The sequence below is a fragment of the Novosphingobium capsulatum NBRC 12533 genome (genome assembly GCF_001598375.1).
In the GTDB taxonomy this organism is placed as follows: Bacteria; Pseudomonadota; Alphaproteobacteria; order Sphingomonadales; family Sphingomonadaceae; genus Novosphingobium; species Novosphingobium capsulatum.
The window spans coordinates 96,275-117,534 of the sequence record NZ_BCYV01000014.1 but is presented as its reverse complement, the minus strand read 5'-3'; the positions used below and the strand labels follow the sequence as shown (position 1 = coordinate 117,534).

15 protein-coding genes are annotated in these 21,260 nt (G+C 65.4%); all 15 read right to left on the bottom strand.

The window, feature by feature from the left end:
• Positions 1–76: 76 nt before the first annotated feature.
• Positions 77–991 (bottom strand): sterol desaturase family protein, encoded by a 915-nt coding sequence (locus SCA01S_RS14130; RefSeq protein ID WP_082209250.1) that lies wholly within the window; start codon positions 989–991, stop codon positions 77–79.
• Positions 992–1,120: 129 nt separating this feature from the next.
• Positions 1,121–3,154 carry a M3 family metallopeptidase gene (locus SCA01S_RS14125; protein ID WP_062786625.1) on the bottom strand — a complete coding sequence of 678 codons (2,034 nt, stop codon included), beginning with the start codon at positions 3,152–3,154 and terminating at the stop codon, positions 1,121–1,123.
• Between the two features lie 11 nt (positions 3,155–3,165).
• Complete coding sequence (trxB, locus tag SCA01S_RS14120) at positions 3,166–4,179, bottom strand: thioredoxin-disulfide reductase (RefSeq protein ID WP_062786622.1); 1,014 nt, start codon at positions 4,177–4,179, stop codon at positions 3,166–3,168.
• Positions 4,176–5,063 (bottom strand): hypothetical protein, encoded by an 888-nt coding sequence (locus SCA01S_RS14115; RefSeq protein WP_062786620.1) that lies wholly within the window; start codon positions 5,061–5,063, stop codon positions 4,176–4,178. Before SCA01S_RS14115 ends, trxB begins: the two co-directional genes overlap by 4 nt.
• On the bottom strand, positions 5,064–5,387 hold the full coding sequence (gene trxA / locus SCA01S_RS14110; RefSeq protein ID WP_062786617.1) for a thioredoxin: 324 nt from the start codon (positions 5,385–5,387) through the stop codon (positions 5,064–5,066). It lies immediately after the preceding gene.
• A 28-nt stretch (positions 5,388–5,415) separates the two neighbouring features.
• Positions 5,416–6,876 carry a metallopeptidase TldD-related protein gene (locus SCA01S_RS14105; protein ID WP_062786614.1) on the bottom strand — a complete coding sequence of 487 codons (1,461 nt, stop codon included), beginning with the start codon at positions 6,874–6,876 and terminating at the stop codon, positions 5,416–5,418.
• The gene (locus SCA01S_RS14100) at positions 6,873–8,222 is read right to left on the bottom strand and encodes a TldD/PmbA family protein (protein ID WP_062786612.1); all 1,350 of its coding nucleotides are present in this window, start codon (positions 8,220–8,222) and stop codon (positions 6,873–6,875) included. The genes SCA01S_RS14105 and SCA01S_RS14100 overlap by 4 nt, the downstream gene beginning before the upstream one ends.
• Positions 8,219–10,021, bottom strand: coding sequence for an ABC transporter ATP-binding protein/permease (locus tag SCA01S_RS14095; protein ID WP_245652625.1), 1,803 nt, complete (start codon positions 10,019–10,021; stop codon positions 8,219–8,221). The genes SCA01S_RS14100 and SCA01S_RS14095 overlap by 4 nt, the downstream gene beginning before the upstream one ends.
• 17 nt (positions 10,022–10,038) lie before the next feature.
• Positions 10,039–12,300 (bottom strand): TonB-dependent siderophore receptor, encoded by a 2,262-nt coding sequence (locus SCA01S_RS14090; protein WP_062786609.1) that lies wholly within the window; start codon positions 12,298–12,300, stop codon positions 10,039–10,041.
• 349 nt (positions 12,301–12,649) lie between these two features.
• Positions 12,650–13,648: a LysR family transcriptional regulator gene (locus tag SCA01S_RS14085; RefSeq protein WP_082209252.1), complete on the bottom strand. Its 999-nt coding sequence runs from the start codon at positions 13,646–13,648 to the stop codon at positions 12,650–12,652.
• A 211-nt stretch (positions 13,649–13,859) separates the two neighbouring features.
• Positions 13,860–15,797 carry a CocE/NonD family hydrolase gene (locus SCA01S_RS14080; protein WP_062786606.1) on the bottom strand — a complete coding sequence of 646 codons (1,938 nt, stop codon included), beginning with the start codon at positions 15,795–15,797 and terminating at the stop codon, positions 13,860–13,862.
• A 102-nt stretch (positions 15,798–15,899) separates the two neighbouring features.
• On the bottom strand, positions 15,900–17,057 hold the full coding sequence (locus tag SCA01S_RS14075) for an NAD(P)/FAD-dependent oxidoreductase (protein WP_062786604.1): 1,158 nt from the start codon (positions 17,055–17,057) through the stop codon (positions 15,900–15,902).
• 17 nt (positions 17,058–17,074) lie between these two features.
• Positions 17,075–18,667, bottom strand: coding sequence for an FAD-dependent oxidoreductase (locus SCA01S_RS14070; protein WP_062786826.1), 1,593 nt, complete (start codon positions 18,665–18,667; stop codon positions 17,075–17,077).
• A 2-nt stretch (positions 18,668–18,669) separates the two neighbouring features.
• Positions 18,670–19,926: a cystathionine gamma-synthase family protein gene (locus SCA01S_RS14065; protein WP_062786601.1), complete on the bottom strand. Its 1,257-nt coding sequence runs from the start codon at positions 19,924–19,926 to the stop codon at positions 18,670–18,672.
• Entirely contained in the window at positions 19,916–21,181 is a 1,266-nt protein-coding gene (locus SCA01S_RS14060; protein ID WP_022674650.1) for an aromatic ring-hydroxylating oxygenase subunit alpha, read from the bottom strand. The genes SCA01S_RS14065 and SCA01S_RS14060 overlap by 11 nt, the downstream gene beginning before the upstream one ends.
• Between the last annotated feature and the right edge of the window lie 79 nt (positions 21,182–21,260).

Genomic DNA, 21,260 nt, shown 5'->3' with positions numbered 1-21,260 from the left:
CGCCGGGGTTGCCCCGCCAGTGAGACTTCTCGCTGCTGCTGCCTTCCGTCGGGCAAGCAGCAGCGAGCAGTATCGATCAGGCCTGGCCCGCCGGCTGGCCGGCTGGAACTTCGGCCACCTTGGCGTCCTTGAACAGGGCGTCATACTTGGTTTCGAGGTTCTTGAACTCGGTCCCGCAGATTTTGTCCCACCAGCGGAAATACAATCCATAGTTTCCGCGGACCATCTGGTGATGCATGTAGTGATGCATCGCGGTGTTCTTCCACTTCAGCACCGGAACCTTGAGCCACCAGGACGGATAGACCTCATAACCAAGGTGGCCGATCACGTTCAACGCCAGCTGGCCCAGCCCCCAGACCACCGGGATCGAAACGTGCCACGGCAAGAGGAGAAACAGGGGGAGCATGGCCACCGCCGCGCCTGCTTCACCCAGCGCCTCCAGCGGGTGGAAGTGGAACGCCGAGTAAGGCGTCGGGTCGGTGCTCTCGTGGTGAACCTTGTGCACCCGATCATACAGCTTCGGGTGATGCATGATGCGATGCATCCAATAGAAATACGCATCGTGGATCACAAACACAAAGAACAGGATCATCGCGTAATAGGCCCACCCGTGGGTGGCGATGTCGCTATAGCTGTTTTTTTCCGATGCCGGGACGAGAAACGCCGTCCAGATATCGACAGCAATGAAAATCACCTGCGTGCAGGTACTGAACAGCGCCTCGCGAAACACCTGGCTGGGCTTGGGCCAAGGCTTGCGCGACAGCTTGCGTTTCTTCAGGGGCTTGTCGAGCAGCACCCAGAACACCACGAAGAAGGTAGTCGCAAAGGCGATGTACTTCGCGGTTTCACTAAAAAAGATCTGCACCTGCTCGTTGGCTTCCGAGCCGAGCAGGGGATTGATGACGGTGGCCAGCAAGGCTGCGCCGGCGCCGCCCAATCCGATCCAGATCGGCGTGCGTGTCGACTTTATCGGGCCTTCTCTTGTCGCCATGGGATTTCCTCGCGTTGAGCCGGCCCGCCGTACCGAGCTTCAATGGAGGAAATGTGGAGGGAAGTTGGAGCGCGCGTGGCGAAGGCCAATGCGTGGCGACGCCCACAAGGACGCCGCCCGCATCGGCAATCACAGACGGACCAGTCCGTGCCGCGCCAGCATCGCATGCGGCTGTGCATCGCGCCCCCGGAACGCGCGAAAGCTTTCCGCTGCCGAACGGCTGGCACCCCGCGCGAGGATGTCGTCGCGCAGCTTTTCCGCCGTGACGCGATCGATCGTGCCGGCCTCGGCAAAGCGTTGGAACCCATCGGCAGCCAGCACTTCTGCCCAGAGATAGCTGTAATAGCCAGATGCATAGGCGCCCGCGAAAATATGGGTGAAAGCATGCGGGAAGCGGTGCCAGGCCGGTGGATGCACCACGGCCACCTCGTCGCGCACCGCCGCGATCACCTCGATCGGGTCGCTTCCCAGCGTTCCGAGATGCAGGAACAGGTCGAACAGCGCCAATTCGACCTGGCGCACGATGAACATGCCCGACAGGAAATGACGCGCGGCAACGAGCGTGTCGAACACCGCATCGGGCAACGGCGCACCGGTTTCATGGTGGCCCGACATGTCGCGCAGCGTGGCGCGGTTCCACGCAAAATCCTCCATCAACTGGCTGGGCAGTTCGATTGCATCCCACTCGAACCCATTGGTGCCGGCAATGTTGGGGCGGTCAACGCGCGTGAACAGGTGATGCAGGCAATGCCCGGTCTCGTGCAGGAAAGTGACAACCTCCTTGTGGCTGAGCAGCGAAGGCGCATCGTGCGTCTTCGGCGCGAAGTTGCAGACGAGGTAGGCAACGGGCACGCGCCGGACATTGCCGTCGTTCAGCCGGGGCCGCGCCTGCGCCATCCAGGCGCCACCGCGCTTGCCCGGGCGGGCATGCAGATCGACATAGACGCCCGCGAAGACCGTCCCTTGTTCGTCGGCTACGTCGTAATAGCATGCATCGGGATGATAGACGGCAATGTCGGGCCGCGCAGTCAGGCGAATGCCGAACAAGCGGTAGAGCAGCCGCTGCCAGCCCGCGACGACGCGCTCCACCGGGAAATGGGCGCGCACCTGCTGCTCGTCGATCGCATACTGCGCCTCGCGCATCCGCTCGCCGACATAAGCGATGTCCCACGGTTGCAGGTCGGCGATGCCCAGATATGCCGCCGCATAGCCGGCCAGCGCGGCGATCTCTGCCGTTGCGGCAGGTTTCGCGCGGTCAGCAAGATCACGCAGGAAAGCAATGACCTCGCCCGCGCCCGGCGCCATCTTGGTGGCAAGCGACCATTCGACCGGGTCGGCAAAGCCGAGCAGCCGGGCAGCCTCGTGGCGCCGCACGAGGATATCGGCGATCCGCTGCGAATTGTCGAACTGCCCGGCATGGGGCCCCTGATCAGAGGCGCGCGTGCCGGCGGCGGCATAGACCCGCTCGCGCAGGTCGCGGTTTGCCGCGAAAGTCAGGACGGCGCTGACACTCGGCATCTGCAGCGTGACGACCCACCCCAAAAGGCCCTTGGCCCGCGCCGCCTCGGCGAACATCGCTTTGTCCGTATCTGCAAGCCCGGCGAGCAGCGCTTCGTCCGTGATATGTTCAAACCAGGCATCGGTGGCATCGAGTACAGCATTGCCGAACGCAGTCGAGAGCTGCGACAGTTCCACCGAAAGCGCGGCAAAGCGAGCGCGATCCTGAGACGGGAGGGCCACGCCGGCGAGCGTGAAGTCGCGGACCCTGTGCAGCACGGCGGCGCGATCCGCATCGGCAAGCCCGGCAAACTCGCCGGTCCGGGTCAGCGCGACCAGCACAGCATAGAGCGCCTCGTTCTGCATGACCCGAAGGTGGTTTTCCACCAGCAGAACCTCTCCGGCAGCATAGGCCGCGCGTAGATCGGGCGTGTCGGCAACGCCGTGAAGATGCGACACGGCAGACCAGATGCCCGCAATCGCCGTGTCGGCGCGTTCCAATGGCATCCATGCCTCGGCAAATCGGGTCGGCCGGGTCTCGACGATCCTGGCAACCACTGCGCGGTGTTCGGCAATCGCCTGATCAAGCGCGGGTACGATGTGCTCAGGTCGGATATCCTCAAAACGCGGCAGTGCCAGCGTGTCGAGCAGCGGGTTCGGTGTCATCGATGTCCCTTTCAGACCGTCAGGCCGGTGTCGGCGTCGTCGGCTGCGATCGCATGGCTATTGTGCCCGGCCAGGTAGCGCTCGGCTTCCAGTGCAGCCATGCAGCCCATGCCGGCAGACGTAACGGCCTGGCGAAACTGCTTGTCCTGCACATCACCCGCCGCAAACACACCGGGCACGCTGGTTGCGGTGGAACCGGGGGTGACGAGGATGTAGCCCTCCTCGTCCATGTGCAGTTGCCCCTGGAAGAGGGCAGTGGCCGGATCGTGGCCGATCGCGACAAACAGCCCATGCACCGCCAGCTGCGATACCGCGCCATCACGCGTGTCGCGCAGGGCCACGCCGGTTACACCAGCGCTGTTGCCCAGCACCTCGGCCACTTCAGCGTTCCACACCATCTCGATCCTGGGATTGGCATGAAGGCGCGCCTGGTTGGTCCGATCGGCCCGCAAGGTGTCGCGGCGGTGGATCAGATAGACCTTCTCGGCGAAATTGGTCAGGTACAGTGCTTCCTCGACCGCCGTATTGCCGCCGCCGACGACCGCGCAAATCCGCCCCCGGTAAAAGAATCCGTCGCACGTCGCGCAGGCCGATACGCCGCGCCCGCGAAATTCGGTCTCGCTGCCCAGCCCCAGCCAGCGCGCTGACGCACCAGTGGCGATGACGATCGTGTCAGCGGTATAGTGTACGCCGCCATCACCGATTGCCAGGAACGGCGCCCGCCCCAGATCGACCTTGACGATGACGTCGCCGACCACGTCGACGCCCGCCTGGCGCACCTGTTCGCCCATTCGCGCCATCAGATCGGGACCGAGCACGCTGGCGTCGCCCGGCCAGTTCTCGACATCGGTCGTAATGGTCAATTGCCCACCGGGCTGCGGTCCTTCGACCAGCGTGGGCGCCAGCGCCGCCCGCGCGGCGTAGACAGCCGCAGTATATCCTGCCGGGCCAGAGCCGATGATCAGCACCTTGCTGTGCCGGCTATCTACCTCGGCGACCCCCGCGATTTCGCGTTCCAGCGTCATTGCGCCGCAAGCCGTGTTGCGGCAATCGGTGCCTGTTCCATCCGTTCGATCGCCTTCCAGGCCAGGGCCCGATATCGCGCGCTCGATTCCTCCATGAGATCCAGCCGCACGCGAAATTGCTCTGCCAGCGCCGGATGATCGGCATCCAGGATCGCCAGCACGCGGTCGAGCCCGGAAAGTTCGGCCTTGTATCCGTCGGTCTCTGCCTGCTGGCGAATATGGAAGACGCGACTCTCGTTTTCCTCGGTCCAGCCAGCCTCGGACAGGGACAGATGGAGTTCGGCGGTGCCCAGCCCGTTCAGCGTGTCGCGCAGCACGGTCCGCATGGTGCCCGGCCAAGCCGCAGCTTCCACGACCTGTGCGGCCCGGCGTTCCAGCGCCGCTTCATCTACAGCATCCGTCGCAGCCACGGCGGCGAGGCGCGCGGCTTTCCACGTCTTGCGATCGGGTTCCTCGCCGTCGATCGCGCGGCAGTGCAGCGCCATGATCGCCTGCCGGCTCTGCTCGACATCGGGATATCGTTCAGTCAGCTTCACCAGGTCCGCGTTGGCGAGCAGGTCAAGCACGAGCTGCGAAACGATCGTCGTAAGATCCGCGCCCACCGGTGTCCGCTCTAGCCAGGCTAGCGCGAAACGCACCGCCTCAGGCTGCGGACGAAAGCCGTTGACCAGCATCGGCAGGGTCTCAGCCAAGGCAAGCGGGTATCCCAGCCGCTCGGCATAAGCGGGCGTATCATCGGCCTCGACGACCGCACCGATAACGTTCGCGTTTCCGTTTTCCCAGGCCGGGAAATAGACGAAGCTACCCGCTGCGACATGCCGCTGCAGGCGATCGAGCGCCTGCGCCTTGACCAGGGGGTCGCCGTGAAACGCAATCACCGCCACTTACTCTGCTCCCACATGCGCATCGACAAAGGCGTCGAGGCGGCTGCGCGACAGGGTGCCAAACGTCCGCGCGGTTTCCGCCCCGTCCTTCACGATCATCAGCAGCGGAATGCCGCGCACTTCGAAACGTTCGGCCAGGCCGGGATTGGTCTCGATATCGACCTTCACGATCTCCATCTCTTCGGCATATTCCTCGGCTATCTCGTCGAGCGTCGGAGCGAGCGCCTTGCACGGCGCGCACCAGGGCGCCCAGAAATCGACCAGTACGGGCTTGTCGCTGTTCATGACGATCTCGTCCAAATCCTGCTCGTTGGCATTGCGCATGAAGTGATCCTTTCGGGGGGAAGTAAGGTCAGCTGGCTTGCCCACCGACCATCATCCGGTCGATGCGCAGCGTAGGTTGGCCGACACTGACATGCAGCGACTGGCCCTGTTTGCCGCAGGTCGCCATGCCGCTGTCGAGCGCGAGGTCATTGCCGACCATCGAGACGTGGCGCAGCGCCTCATGACCCACGCCGATCAACGTGGCGCCGCGCAAGGGCACAACCAATCGGCCCTTTTCGACCAGCCAGGCCTCGATCGTGGTGAAGTTGAACCGACCGGTGACAATATCGACCTGCCCGCCATCGAATTCGGTGGCGTAGATCCCGCGATCGATCGAGGCGATGATGTCCGTCGGGTCCGCCTGGCCGTTCGCCAGAAACGTGTTGGTCATGCGCGGCAGCGGCAAGTGCGCATAGGATTGGCGGCGGCCGTTCCCGGTCGAGCGGGCATTCATCAGCCCAGCGTTGAGCCGGTCCTGCATCAGCCCGGTCAACACGCCGTCGTCCACCAGCACGGTGCGATCGGGCGCGGTGCCTTCGTCGTCGATACCGAGTGATCCCAGGCGCCCTGGGATGCCGCCGTCATCGATCACGGTCACACCGGGCGCGGCGATCCGCTCGCCCATCTTGCCGTCGAAGGCAGAGAGATGCTTGCGATGGTGATCGCCCTCCAGACCGTGCCCCACCGCCTCGTGAAACAGCACGCCGGGATAGCCCGGCCCCAGCACGATCGGCATTTCGCCAACGGGCGCCGGGATGGCCTCGAGATTGTTGAGCGCCATACGCGTCGCCGTCGCGACCATGGCGTCGATCGCGGCGGCATCGAAGCCATCGAGCCCCGCCCGCCGTCCCAGGCCCGCCTGCCCGCGTGCGCGGCGGCCACCCTGCTCCGCGATCACGATCATCGACAGGATGGTCATCGGCCGAACATCACCCGCCAGCAGGCCATCGGCATCGGCAACCAGCACCGTCGTGTCGGTCAAACGGACATTGGCATCGACCCGCACGATGCGATGATCCTGGCCACGGGCGCGTTCGTCGATCCGCTCCAGAATGGCGATCCAGGCAGTGGCGTCCGTAACCGCGACAGGATCGAGCGCGGGATAGAGCGTATGGCCGGCGGTGCGGCGGCTGAGTGCGACACCTGGTGAATGGCGCTGGACATCGCCGCCAGGCGCCAGCGTTCTTACCGCACGCGCCGTATCGAGCAGCGCGCCCGGGCGGATATCGGCCGAATGGGCAAAGCGCACCTCGCCCCGGTGGACCGTTCGCGCGCCTACCCCCTGCCGCATCGCAAACATACCCTGGGACACGCGGCCACCTTCAAGCTGCCAACTGCGCGTGCTGCTTGCTTCGAAATAGAGATCGGCCAGATCGGCGCCACCGCCAGCCAGCTCGCCCAGCGCGCGGCCGATCGCCGCCTCGTCCAGCCCGGCCGGTTCGAACAACCGCGCCCGCGCGCGGTCGAGCGCAATGTCGCCGCCGTTCATGCCCTGCCCCCCAATTGCATGTCGTCGATCAGGATAGAGCCGGTACGGATCGCCCCGATCCGCGCCACGTCGCGCCCGACCGTGCGAATGGCGGCCAGCATGGCAGGAACAGTGCCCGCAAGCGTCACGTCGGTGACGGCATGGACAATTTCGCCGCCCTCGACCCAGAAGCCACGCACTGCCTGCGTCCAGTTGCCGCTGGCAGGATCGGTCTTGCCGCCATGGAAGTGGGTGACGACCAGCCCGCTGCCCAGCATTCGCAGCATCGCGGCCCAGTCGCCGCTTTCGGCCGTGCTGGTGAGTGCAAGATTGTAATAGCCATCGGCGTTGCCCGTCGATGCCATTCCCAGCTTGCGGCCGGAAAAGCTTGACAGGAACAAGCCCTCGACAACACCCGATCGCAGGATCGCGCGCGAGGAGCCGGCGATCCCCTCGCTATCGAAGCCGCCGCTTGCCAGCCCCAAAGGTTCGAACGGATCTTCGCGCAGGTCCAGATGCGCGGCGGCTACGCAGCGCCCCACCGGGTCTGGCAGGAAGCTCATGCGCCGATATTGCGACGCCCCGTTCAGCGCGCCAGCCACGATGTCGATCAGGGTTGCGGCCGTGCGCGGGTCGAACAACACCGCGCAACGGCGGCTGCCCACGGCCCGCGCACCCAGTGCCCGGCGCGCGCGCGCCGCCGCGTCGCGCGCCAGCGTTTCGGGCGCGATCAGGGCCTCAATCCGCCGTTCCTGCGACTGGCAGAAATCGGAAATGCTGCCACCATCGTCCTGCGCCAGCATCACCGTCCAGCGCGCATCGTTGGAGCGCAATGCAGTGCGACAGAACCCGTCGCTGGTCGCCAGGGCCCACAGGCCCTCGGTAGCCAAGGCCACGGACTCCCCGGCGCGCAGCCGGCTGTCCGACGCAGCGATTTCGGCGGTAATCCGGTCCAGCGCGCGCGCTGCTTCCAGCATCGCCTGGGCACTGCGCGGGCTGTCGCCATAGAGCAACGGTGCGGGGCCGGCAAAGGTCAGGCGATCGGCCGGCGGCAGATCGGCATCGGGATCGGGCTGGACATGCGCGGCGATCAGCATCGCCTCTTCCACCACGCGGTCGATCGCCGCCCGGTCGAATCCCGCGGTCGAGGCCGATCCCCGGCGGCCATTGTGAAACACGGTCAAGCCAAGGCTCTGGCTGCCGCTGCGCTCGGCCATCTCGATCTCGCCATCGCGCACTGCCGTCTTGGCGATGCCCTCATGCCGAACCGAGGCGCGCGCCCGCGCGCCGCGCTTGGCCGCCTGTTCGACCGCCCACTGCGCCGCATCGCGCAAGGCCGCCTCATCGTGGGTCAACAAAGCGGTCATGCCGCGCCCTCAACCCGCGCAAAGCTGGCATGGCCATGATGCAGGGTCAGGCGGTGGGTGTGATAGGCCGCCAACCGCTCGTTATGTACGACGCTGACGATGGTCGCGTGCGGCATCGCATCCAGGACTGCTTGATAGAAATACGCTGCATTGTCGGCGTCCAGCGCGCTCGTCGCCTCGTCCAGCACCAGCAGGCTGGGCCGCTGCAGCAGGATGCGGGCAAGCGCCACGCGCTGCTGCTCCCCTGGCGACAGTTCGTCCTGCCACATGCGCAGCGCGTGCATGTCCGCGACATGGGCGTCGAGCCGCACGCGTTCGAGCAATGCCGCGATGGTCGCGTCGTTATGATCTTCCGACCGATCGGGAAAGCAGATCGCGTTCTTGAGCGTGCCGAGCGGGAGGTAGAGCCGCTGCGGCACCAGCATCGCCGTGCCGCGCCGGGTCATCGCGACCTGGCCCGTCCCGTCGGGCCAGAGGCCAGCCATGGCGCGCAGCAGCGTGGTCTTGCCCGTACCCGAAGGCCCTTCGATCACCCAGCGCTCGCCGTCGCGGATCGTCCAGTCCGCCACCGACAGCAGGGGCTCCCCATTCGGGCGGCGCAGCATCAAGCCGGTTGCGCTGATGGCCACGCCATCGGGCGTGCCACCCGGCGCAAAACCGATGCCGCGCGGGCGTTCCTGATCGATCGCGTCGTCCAGGGCCTTCAAGCGGTTGAAGTTGGCGATCTGGCGCGCAATGCCCGGATAGCCGAGAACGATATAAGACAAGTTGCTGGAAAACTGTGTGAAGGCATCGCGGGCGGCCTGCACCTGTCCGAACGTAATGGCGCCAGCGAAATACTTGGGCACTGTCAGGAACAGCGGCACGATCGCCATGACCTGCTGATAAATGCTCTGCCCCGCCTGCAACCCGGCATTGGCCAGCATCAGCCGATACCAGTTGCGCCTGATGTTGGCGAAGGTCTGGCGAAGGCCGTGCAGTTCGATGCCCTGGGCGCCTGAAAAGGCGATCTGTTCGCTGTTGCGCCGGACGTGGAGCAGTTCGCTGCGGAAATCGGCATCGTAATGCTGCTCTCGCATGCGCCGCCGGACAAACGGCTTGCCGATCCAGGTGATAAGCACCGTGCCGAACAGGACATAGCCGATGGCGAACCAGACAAGGTCGCCACCGGGCAGCGGGATGCGGTAGCCAAACAAGGGAATGGCAAGCGGTCTCGCCGTCTGCACCAATATGGCGGCAAACGCGATCGCCCGCACGAGGCTGAACACCAGCGAAACCAGGATGCTGAGCGGGGACGTGCCATAGATCAGGCCCATGGACGTGAATTCCTTCACATCCTCGGCGATGCGCTGGTCGGGATTGTCGATCATCCGCAGCCGCTCGATCTCGTAAAAGCGATCGCGCGCGAACCAGCGGCCCAGATACCAGTTCGTCAGCCATTGCCGCCACCGGATCGACAGCGTCCAGCCGACGATGTTGTGGGCAGTCGCCGTGCCGATCTGAATTGCAATGATGGTCGCGAAAGCAAGAACCAGCGACAGGAACAGCCCACCCTGGCGCTGCTCGATCGCATCATAGAAGTGGCGCTGCCATTGGTTGGCCAGCAACAGCGCATAGGTCGTGCCCACCTCGATCGCGCAATAGCACGCCACCAGAAGCCACGCCCATTTCCAATCGTCGGACACGAAGTATCGCGTGGTCAACCGCCACGCGTGGGCCCAGCGCTCCCGTGCCGGTTGGTTGGACTGGAGGCCCGCTTCGCGGCGGGCCTCCTCGACGTTGGCAGGCGGTGGCATCATCGCTCGATTATACCCAGTCAGAAAAGGCGCTTGGAAATGCTGAGACGCACCGTGCGCGGCTCGCCCACCGGCACGTAGGTATAGACCGAGGCCGAGCCGTAGTTCCGCCGATCGAAGACGTTGCGGACGCCCAGATTGAGGTTGAAACCCTTGAAGCTCAGGAACACGTTGGCGTCCACCTGCCGCGACGCCGGCACGACATATTGTCCCAGCAGATTGGCAAAGGAACTTGATCGTCCGTACAGGCCCGCCGCCACACCGCCGCTGAGGTCGTCCGAAAGCTTTGTCCGATAGGTCGAATAGACGCTGTAGGTATCGCGCGGTTGCTGCGCGACGACGGTCTGCAGGGCATTGGTCGTCAACAGCTTGTAATTGGTGCGGGTAAGCGATGCCAGCACCGTCCACCCCCGCAACAGCTGTCCGGCAATGTTCAGGTCCACGCCGCGGCCGCGCTGGCCCGGTCCGGGCAACAGGTTGGTGGGGTCAGCCGGATCGCGAATGATGATGTTATCCTGCTGGATATCGAAATACGACGCGTTGATCGTCGCACGCTTGTGGAAGAGATCGAGCTTGATGCCCGCTTCCTTGTTGGTGGTGATCACATTGGGCAGGATGCTGCCGTCCTTGGCCGCGGTGAACGTGGCCTGCTCGCCGCGCGCGTAATTGGCAAAGATCGAAAGGTCGGGGGTGGCATCCAGAATAATGCCGGCACTGGGCGAGGTGCCGTTCTTGCGCTGCATCAGCACGGGCGAAGGCCCGGCAAAGAACGTCTGTGACGTAGTCTCGAACCAGTTCTTGCGCACGCCGCCGAGAATCTTGAGCTTCCAGAACTCGATCAGGGCCTGGCCATAGACGCCGTTCTGCTTGCCGCCGCTGATAAGTTGCACGTTGCCGAACGAGGACCACGGGATCACGACCAAGGGAGTATTGGCGCCCAGTGATGGGTTGGTGGCGCGGTTATAGACCAGCCCGCTGCGCTGCGCGGCCGAACCATCGCTGTAGTTGTAGCCAAGGTTGAAATTGGCTTTCAGGCCCTTGGCAGGCTGAGTCTTGATGCGCAGGAAGGTGTCCAGCGCGTTGGACGAGCCATCCTGCTGCGACCCTTGGGTGTCAGCTATCAACGCGCCCTGGCGGCTGTAGCCGACGTTGGCGGCCCGGGTCGTTAACAGGGTATCATCGTGCGATCCACGCGCGACGAGGTCGATGCCGGGCACGAGTTGCCGCGTCGCCTCGAAGTAATAGCGGTTGGTGTTGATCTTGATGCCCTGGTTGGCCGCGTAGATCGGCCGGGACGGGTCGCGATCGATGAGTTGCCGCGTCTTGTTGTCGAACAGCGTGAACGCGCCAATACCGCTCGTCGCCTCGTTGATGCTGACACCAATGATGATGTCGGTCAGGCGGTCCTTGTAGCGTAGCGAAGGCGCAACCAGCCAACTCTTGTCACCGGTATAGCCACCATAGTTATGATCCATCGTCTGCGCGCTGGCGATGAAGCGCGCCGACAGCTTTTTGTCGGCGGTGATCGCATTATTGCCATCGACCACGCCGCGCACCAGCCCGAACGATCCGGTATCAAAGCTGACGGCAAGGCGCTGCTCGGCGCTGGGCTTTTTCGTCACCACGTTGACGTTGCCGCCCAGATTCCCAAAGCCGGCCATCAGCGCATCAGGGCCTTTCAGGATTTCGACGCGCTCGATATTGGCGACCGGCTGATCCGCACCCGCGCTGACACCGTACTGCGATGTCGTCGATAGGCCATTGACCAGGCCCGCGGCGGAAAAACCGCGGATCGTATAGCTGGCGCCGCTGTTCGGGCTGTTGGACAGCACCGAAACACTGCCGGCATTGCGCAGAATATCGGTAATGTTGAGGGCCTGCTGCTCCTCGATCGTCTTGGCAGTAATGACCTGGGTGTTGCGCGGTTGGTTGCGCAGGCCCAGGCCGTTGCGATCAGACGTGGTCGCCTGGCGGACGAGCACGCTCGTTTCCGCCTCGTCACGCCGGGCGGTAACGATGATGTCGTTGGCGACAATCAGCCCTTCCTGTGCCCCCGGCATGACCACAAGGTGGCTGCCCCTGATCGCCGCCTGGACCGCGTGTTGCGCATCCGTCGCACCGCGTATCGGCCGCGAGGTCAGGCCCTTGACCGCATCGGGATCGTAATTGATCGGCTCACCCGTTCGCGCTGCAATCGCCTGAAGCGCTTCGGCCATCGGCATTGCTGGCAGGTCGATAACCGTGCTGGCCAGCGCACCTTGCGCCGACGCAGTCGAAGGCATTGTGGCGCCCCCCAGCGCGAGAATACCCAGGCTTGCGGCGCTCAAAAGATAACGGCGTTTAGCAGTCATGTGCACGATGCAACTCCCTCCCCCCACGGTCGAGCGCCATCCCCAGACGGGCGCAGTTGCCCGTCCGGTGAACCCAAGACCCTGTGACAAAAAACGGACTCGCCTTACGGCGAAAGATCGGTCGCTTCCCGATCGGGTGCGACCGCGGCCGTCCTCCTGCGCGACGGCATTCCCTGTCTTGGCGCCCTTGGCACCAGCGGGATTTTGCTGTCGAAGCCGAAGCTATGCGTCACTTGGGTTACACGCAAATTCGAAGTGTTCATGCCGGGCATGAACACGTTCAATGGCCATCTCTGGCCCTGACGTTGGCTGAAAACAGTGCGACGTAGGCCTCGATCTGGGCCACGAACCAGGCGAGCATGGGATCCCGTCGCCGATAGGCTGGCCATTGCGCCACGGTCACGACGCCTTCCTGCACGAATGGCGCCGCGACGGCCCTGACCGGCATGATCGAAGCGAAGTACTGAAACAGCCAACTGCTGCCGGTCGCCAACAGATCGCTGCCGATGATGATCCCCGGCAGGGCAGCCTGCGAACTGGTGCGCATCGCAATGCGACGTGCTTTGAGCAGGTCGGCCGTGCTGCGATCGACCGTCATGGTCAGCATCCGCTCGTCGCCGGCGATGACGTGGCGCGCGCCGCGATACTGGGCCTCGTCTATGTCGAACCGGTCGGCAAGTTCGGAATGGCCCGTCCATATCAGACAGGAAATATATTCCGTAAGGATGGGGAGCGTTTCCAGGTCGGGCAATGCCAGTTCCGCCGGCAGCAACAGCAAGTCGGCGCCACGATCCAGGGCGCGTTGCGGCACATCGATATCCAGCGGAACGATGTTGATCGCGAGGCCGGGAGCGGCCGCCAACAGGCGCTGGACCACAGGGCCAAGCAACATCTGCTCGACCACGTCGGATGCGGCAACGGTGATCGTACCCGTGCTGGTCGACGGATCAAACGACAATGCGAAGTTGAGTGTCCCGTCCACATCGCGCAACACGCGGCGAACCTCGCTACGCAGCGCCATGCCGAGGGAAGTCAATTGCTGGTCCCCACCCGCATGATGAATGACGAGGTCATCGCCGAAATGGTCGCGCAGGCGGCGCAGCGCATGGCTCATGGCAGACTGGCTGAGCCTTACCCGTCGCCCCGCCTCGGTCAGCGTCGGCGCATGAAGAATCGCGTCGAGCGGATAAAGCAGGTTGAGGTTGAGGCGATGAACCGGGGGCTCCGGGGTCTCGGCCGGGCTACGGCCCCTGTCCCCCCTGGGTTTATCGATGCGCAAGTTAGCCAGTCCTTCGTACCTTCCCTTCGGCGCCGCAGCAGGCGAAGCGGGTTGAACGCCTCGCGTCTGCCACAGGCTTGGGATTGCGCGTCACTGTGCCATATCGGCCCTGGGCGCGAAAGCGCTGGCACGCTACCGCGCACACGCCCCTTGCCCCCAGCCGACACAGCATCGGGGATCCCAAAAAGGCCACCGCCAGCGCAGGAGACCGCTATTCGGCGACCACCGGCAGCACCACCGCGCTGGCCTTGTCGCCGCCGAACCACACGCTCTGCGTGGCCTTGCGATAGTCGCCGGGCTTGGCAAACATGATATTGGGCACGAAGGTTTGCGGGTTGCGGTCATAGAGCGGGAACAGCGTGGACTGCACCTGCACCTTGAGCTTGTGGCCCGGCAGGAACACGTGGTTCACGTTGGGCAGCGCCCAATGATAGTGCACCACCTGCCCCGGCTTGAGCGCCGCGGGCTTGGCAAAGCTTTGCGCATAGCGGCCGCGGAAAATCTCGATGCCGATCGGCAGCTCGTATCCCGCCATCGACGGGCGCCCGCCCTGGTCGGCGGCCTCGGGCACGTCGTTGGGATAGACGTCGATCAGCTTGACCACCCAGTCGCTGTCGGTGCCGGTGGTGGCGGCATAGAGGTCCACCTCGGGCGCGCCCATGATGTGCACCGGCTTGTCGAGCGTGGCGGTCTGCCATTCGGCCACGTCGGGCCGGCCGGAGACAAAGCGCTGGTCGTGCACCAGCCAGGGCTTCCACTGCGCGCCATCGTCCATGTCGACCGGGCGCGGGATGAACGGCACGGGATGGGCCGGATCGCTGACATAATCGTCATGCCCGGCCGCCGCCGGCTTGGCAAAGCCGGCACTGCCATTGGCACCCAGGTAGAGCGCCTGGCCCGTGCCCATCGGCCAGCGCGGGCTTTCCTGCCACTGGTTGATGCCGGTGGCATACGTCAGCACCGGCGGGGTGTGCGGATCGGCCGCATCCTTGAGCCAGTGATCGAAGAACGGCTTCAGATACTTCACCCGCCATTCGTGCGCGGTGTCGCCGGTGAAATCCAGCGCGCCCAGGCTCGATCCGCCGTGGTTGGCGCCCGAATGGCGCCACGGGCCGATCACCAGGGTGACCATGTCGTTGTTCTTGTCCTTGGGCTCCAGCGCACGATAGACAGCCGGCGCGCCATAGCTGTCTTCCTGGTCCCACTGCCCCACTTCGAGCATGGTCGGCACGGTCAAAGGGCGGGCGGCCAGCCACTTGTCCACCGCCTGTTCCGACCAGAAGCGCGTATAGGCCGGGTTTTCCAGCCACTTGCGCACGCCGGGAACCTGGCTGATGCCCAGCTTGGCGGCAAAATCACCCACCGATCCCGCTTCCAGCCAGCGGGTGTAATCATCCCCCTTGCCCAGCGCGAAATCGCCGCCGCCATCGCCCTTGTTGACCACCTGCGTGGTGGCATAGCTCAACGAGGTGACGCGGAACGCACCGTTGTGGAACCAGTCATCCCCCATCCAGCCATCGACCATCGGGCTTTCCGGCACGGCAGCCTTCAATGCGGGATGCGGATTGATTTCGGCCATCAGCGTGGTGAAACCGAGGTAGGACGAACCGATCACGCCCACCTTGCCGTTGGTTTCCGGCACGTTCTTCACCAGCCAGTCGATCGTGTCATAGGCATCGGTCGATTCATCGATGCCGGTATTGTTGAGCGGCCCGGCGATCGGCCGGTTCATGATATAAGTGCCTTCAGAGCGGTGCATACCGCGAATGTCCTGATAGACGCGGATATAGCCGTCTTCGGCAAATTCGGCGTCCATCGTTTCCAGGATATCGACGATGCGCTGGCTCGCCACGCGGTGCGTCGATCCCCAGGCGTCATAGGGCGTGCGCGAGAGCAGGATCGGGCCGCCGCGCGTGCCCTTCTTCATCACGATCACGGTATAGAGCTTGGTGCCATCGCGCATCGGCACCATCGCCTCGCGCCGGATGAAATCGGCCGAGGGCAGCACCTGGTCAAAATGCGCGATCACATCGGGCGTCATCGGCGTAACCGGGGCATCGGCCGCCGGGGCGGCGCCTTGCGCCAGGGCAGGGCCGGCGATGGCGAGCGAAAACAGGGAAGCCGTTGCCAATGACAGGAATGCGCGCATGGGGGTGCAACTTTCGAACAGCAGGAAGGCGCGCAGGGTGGTTGCGCGGGAAACCTTACTACCGCGCGATCGCGCAAAGACAAACGGACATTGGCCAGCGCCTCACGCCGCGCTGGCCAAGGCCTCCCACCCGCGCTGGCTGCGCCAATCGGGCGCCAGGTCGGCAAAGCGTGACAGGGCGAGCTTGTCGATCTCGGCAAAGCTGACCTGCCCATCGATCACCAGATCGCGGATGGCATGGCCCGAAGCCGGCGACAGGCCAAAGCCGACGCCCGACATCGTGGCAATGGTCACGTTTTCGGGGTGAGTCAGCCGGTCGATGATCGGGCGCCCATCGGGCGTGTTCTCGATGATGCCCGACCACGAGCGGATCACGTTGAGATGTGCGGCGCCCGGCAGCAGTTCGGCCACGCGCCGCGCCAGGTTGCGCGCCAGCGGCGTCGATGGGCGCGCGGTGGGGCCGGCAGGATCGGTATCAAGCCATTCGTGCGGCCCGCCGCCATAGGCAAGGTTGCCACGCAGGGTCTGCCGGCCATAGAGGCCGTTGCCATCCACCCCGCCCCAGCGCATCAGCGGCGCCGGCTCGGTCACGATCATTTCCGCACGCGCGGCGGCGAGCGGCACGTCAACGCCCAGCGGCGCCATCAGGCCGGAGATCTGCGGCCCGGCCGCCACCACCAGCGCGTCGCACGACAAGGTGCCCTGCGGCGTTACCACGCCGGTGGCGCGGCCCGCGCTGGTTTCGATGCGCAGCGCCGGGCAATGCTGGATGATCCGCCCGCCCAGATCCTGCGTGGCCCAGGCATAGGCCTGCACCGTGCGCTGCGGGTTGGCATGCCCGCCAAAGCGCAGGTGGATGCCGCCCAGGCAATTGTCGCCCGCCAGTGGCACCATCTCGCGCGCCTGCTGCGCGTCGATCTTGTCCACCTGATAGCCCATGTCGCCACACATGCCGGCGATATAGTGATAGTGATGCAGCTGCCGCTCGCTCACGGCAATGATCACGCGCTCGCGCTGGTATTCGGTGGGATAGCCGAGCAATTCATCCATCATCGGCCACAGGCGCTGTTCTTCATCGAACAGCGGGCTTTGATAGTGCGAGGCGCCGCCGCCGTTGCGGCTCGATGCTTCCCAGCCGACCACGCCCTTGTCGAGCACGATCACGTCCACGCCAGAGCGGGCCAGCCACCATGCCGCCGAAAGCCCCGTCACCCCTGCGCCGATCACGATGACCGAGGCGCCATTTGCCGATTTCGTCATGTCGCGTCCCGTCGTCATCAAAGGTGCATGTTGCCGCCCAGCGCCTCGCGGTGCATCGCCTCCCGCTCGGTGCCGATGTCGCGATAGGGCGTCCATTGCGTGGGAATGCCGAACCACACGTCCCAGCCTTCGCGCATCGCTTCGGCCTCGTCCCAATCGGCCAAAACCTTGAGCGCCAGGGGCCGCACCGGTGCACGCCAGCCGGCGCGGGGCGCCTGGTCGATCGGCAGGTTGGCGCCCATCGCCAAGAGCATGCCTACCTGCTCGCGGCAGCGGCGCGCCTGGCAGGCGCCCATGCAGGCACGCGTCAGTCGCTTGATCTGTTCCTGATCGGGCGGGCCATCGTGCAGCAGCGTTTCCAGGCTGCGGCAGCCGAGCTTTTCAGGCCGGGCGAGATACTGCGGCGGCTGCACGCCCAGCAGATCGGCGCGGCTCACTTCCTCGCACTGGCACACGTGCACGGTATCGGGCGTGGCGGCCACCAGCGCGCGCAGCCATGCCTGGCGATAGGCCAGCCGATCGGCCGCTTGCGCCTCGTGATCGAGCGCTGGCGCATCGAGGCCCAGCGCCTGGCGCGCAGCGGCGCGGCCCTGCGCGGCGGCAGCCTCGCGGCCATGGCCTAGCCCGGCGCAATCACCGGCGATGAACACATCGGGCAGCGCCATGCCGGCCAGCGCCTGGGGCACATGGCCGCCGCGCGCACTATCGGTCACGATGCGGCCACCGGCCACGTCGAGCAGCTCGATCGCCGGCACCACGCCCACCGCCATGCAGATCGTGTCGCATTCGAGGGTTTCGCCCGGCCCCTCGCCCGACACCGGGCCGATCACCGCCGCGCGCACTCCGTCGATGCCGCTGGGCGCCCCCCGGATCACGCTGGCGCAGCGGATCGGCACACCCGCCGCCTGCAGCGCCGCCGCCTTGGCCGCGTCGCCCTGCGGCGCGTCTGCCACTTCGACCAGGGCAGCAACTTCCAGCCCCTTGTCCAGTGCCAGTTGCGCAGTATCGAGCGCCAGATCGCCCGAGCCCAGCACCACCAGACGCCGCCCGGCAAAGGCGTCATAGCGCGTGAGCAGGGCATGCAGCCCCTGCGCGCCCATCACGCCAGGCTGGGCCCAGCCATCGAACGCCAGCGCCAGATCGCGCGCGCCGGTGGCCAGGACGATCGCCTTGAACCCCACGGTCCAGGAACGCTCTTCATCGGCCAGACCCAGCATCGCCTCGGGCAGCGCGCCGAGGTTGGCGCGGTTGCGCCACAGGCCCCAGGCATAGACACCCAGTTGCACCTCGATGCCCGCGTCGAACGCCTGCTCGAACAGCGGCTCGGCCATGAACACCTGCTCGATCATGCGCGCCTTGGCCGCCACCGCGCCAGTCATCCGCCCGCCGAACCAATAGGGCACGTCGTTGCCCATCTGCGCGGCGCTGACCGGGTGCTCGTCCACCAGTAGCACGCTGGCGCCGTTCGCGGCCGCTTCCAGCGCGGCGGCAAGGCCGGCCGGCCCGGCGCCGACCACGACCAGGTCGTAATGCGCATCGGCGCCAGGCAGTTTGCCGTTGACGGCGTGGGCATCGGTTCCGGTGAAACCTTCGTTGTTGCTGTCAGCCACGCTCACACCACCTCCAGCGCCTGCGCCAGGTCGGCGGTCAGGTCGTCCTCATGCTCGATCCCCACCGACATGCGGATGGTGCCATCGGTAATCCCCCCGGCCAGGCGCTTGTCGGGCGCCACGGCATAGTGCGTGGTGCTGGCCGAATGGCATACCAGGGTTTCCGACCCGCCCAGGCTGACGGCAACTTTCATCAGGCGCAGCGCGTCGAGCAGGCGGAACGCCTCGGCCTCGCCACCCTTGAGGTGGAACGAAAAGGTCGATCCCGCGCCGCTGCACTGGCGATCGAACACCGCGCGCTGTGGCGAGCCTTCGGGCAGGAAGCCCAGATAGGTGATGCCAGCCACCTTGGGATGATCGCGCAGGAACGTGGCGATCACGCGGGCATTGTGCATCGCCCGTTCCGACCGCACGTGCACGCTTTCCATCGAACGCAGCACCAGCCAGCTGGTGAAGGGATCGCAATGGCTGCCCAGCGTAGTGCGCAGCAGCCGCAGCGGCGCGATCAGGTCCAGCTTGCCCGAAACACCGCCGGCCAGAAGATCGCTATGCCCGCCGCAATACTTGGTAAGCGAGGTCATGCACAGGTCCACCCCCAGCGCGATCGGGCGCTGGGCAAAGGGGCCAAGCAGGGTATTGTCGCAGACCACCACTGGGCGGCGGCCGGTGCGCGCACCGATCTCGTCCGCCAGGGCGACGATCATCGGCAGGTCGGTGATCGCGGCGGTGGGATTGGCCGGGGTTTCGATCACGATCATCGCCAGCGGCCCGGCGGCCAGCGCCTTATCGGCCTGCGCGCGCACGTGATCGGCGTTGCAGCCATCGATGATGTCCACCGTGGTCACGCCCCATTGCGGCATGAACTGGTTGAGCAGGCCATCGGTGCCGCCATAGATCGGGCGGGAATGCAGCACGCTGTCACCTGGGCGCAAGTGCGCCAGCGCAATCGCGCTGTGCGTCGCCATGCCCGAGGCAAACACTGCGGCCGCCTCTGCCCCGTCCACCGCCGCCAAGCGGCTTTCCAGCATGTCGAGGTTGGGATGGCCCAGGCGGGCATAGATATGGTGCGTCTGGCCCACTTCCGGCCCGGTGCCATCGAAATAGGCCTCGTGAATGGCCTTGGCCTGGGCGGCGGATTCATACACAAACGTGCTGGTCAGATAGACCGGCGGCTTGGCCGCGCCGCCCGCTTGGGCCGGATCATAGCCCGCCGCCACGGCCAGGGTTTCGGGCCGCACGCCGCCGGCATCATGCGGCATGGCTGAGATCCTTGGCCGCTGCCACAGGAGCGCCATCGGAGGTCGCGGTGCCCAGTTGCATATCCAGGTATTCGCGCGCCTTGGCACAATACCAATCGACGAAGCGCACCACCAAGACTTCGGCCTCGGGCGAATAGGGACCGGGCGTGTAGCCGGGGCTATCGACGCCTTCCTGGTTGTTTTCGGCCAGTTCCTTGTCCTGCAGGTTGGTGGTGTTCCACAGCTCCACCAGCTTGGCGCGGTCATAGTCCACGCCTTCCACTGCATCCTTGTGCACCAGCCACTTGGCCGTCACCACGGTTTCACGCGGGCCGACCGGCATGGCACTGAAGAAGAACAGGTGATCGCCCACGGCATGGGCAAAGCTGTGCGGCTCCAGCGCCCAGCGCAGCGAGCCGACGTCGCCATCGCCCGCCGCCACCATCGGCCGCGCCACCAGCGGCTGCCCATCCATCGACATGGTCTGCATACCGGGGTTGAGCGGGAAGCGGATCGCCTGCCACCAATCCTCGCCCACCGGGCCCATGGCCAGGCCCAGATCCTGCATCCGCGCCTCGAACTGCGCGGCGTGATCGGCCTCGCCAAATTCGAAATACGACGATGCGCTGACCGGGAACGTGCGCGCCAGTTCGGGGTGCGAGGCCTGGCAATGATAGCACTCGCGCCCGTTTTCCAGCACCAGCTTCCAGTTGGCGTATTCGGTCAGGCTTTCGACATGGGCCACCTTGGCATTGGCCAGGTCATGCGGCGCCAGCAGGGCTTCCATCTCGCGCCGGAAAGTTTCGAACGGCGGCGCATCGTCGGCCAGGCAGATATAGATGACGCCGGCGACGATCTCGATCTTCACTTCGCGCAGGCCATGATCGGCATTGTCGAAATCTGCCGGCATGCGCGCCGCGCTCAGCAGCGAACCATCGAGGTTGTAGGTCCAGCGGTGATAGGGGCACACCAGGCGCGGCGAACGGCCGGTGCCTTCCTTGCACAGCATCGCGCCGCGGTGGCGGCAGGAATTGTGGAACGCGCGGATCGCGCCGCCCTTGTCGCGCACGATCAGGATCGGCCAGCGCCCGACCTTGAGCGAGGACCACGATCCCGCCTCGGGCAGTTCGCAGGTAAAACCGGCCATCAGCCACGAACGGCCATAGATCGCGGTCATGTCGAAATCGAACATGGCCGGATCGTTGTACAGCGCCTGGGGCAGGCTGTGCCCGGGGCGGCGTTCGTCAAGCTTGGCCTTGATGTCGACCAGGTTCACCCTTGTGCGTCCTTTCAAAATGGCACCATGGGTCTTGGCACGGGCAGCGCGGCTCTCGCGAATCCGATTAAGTCATGCC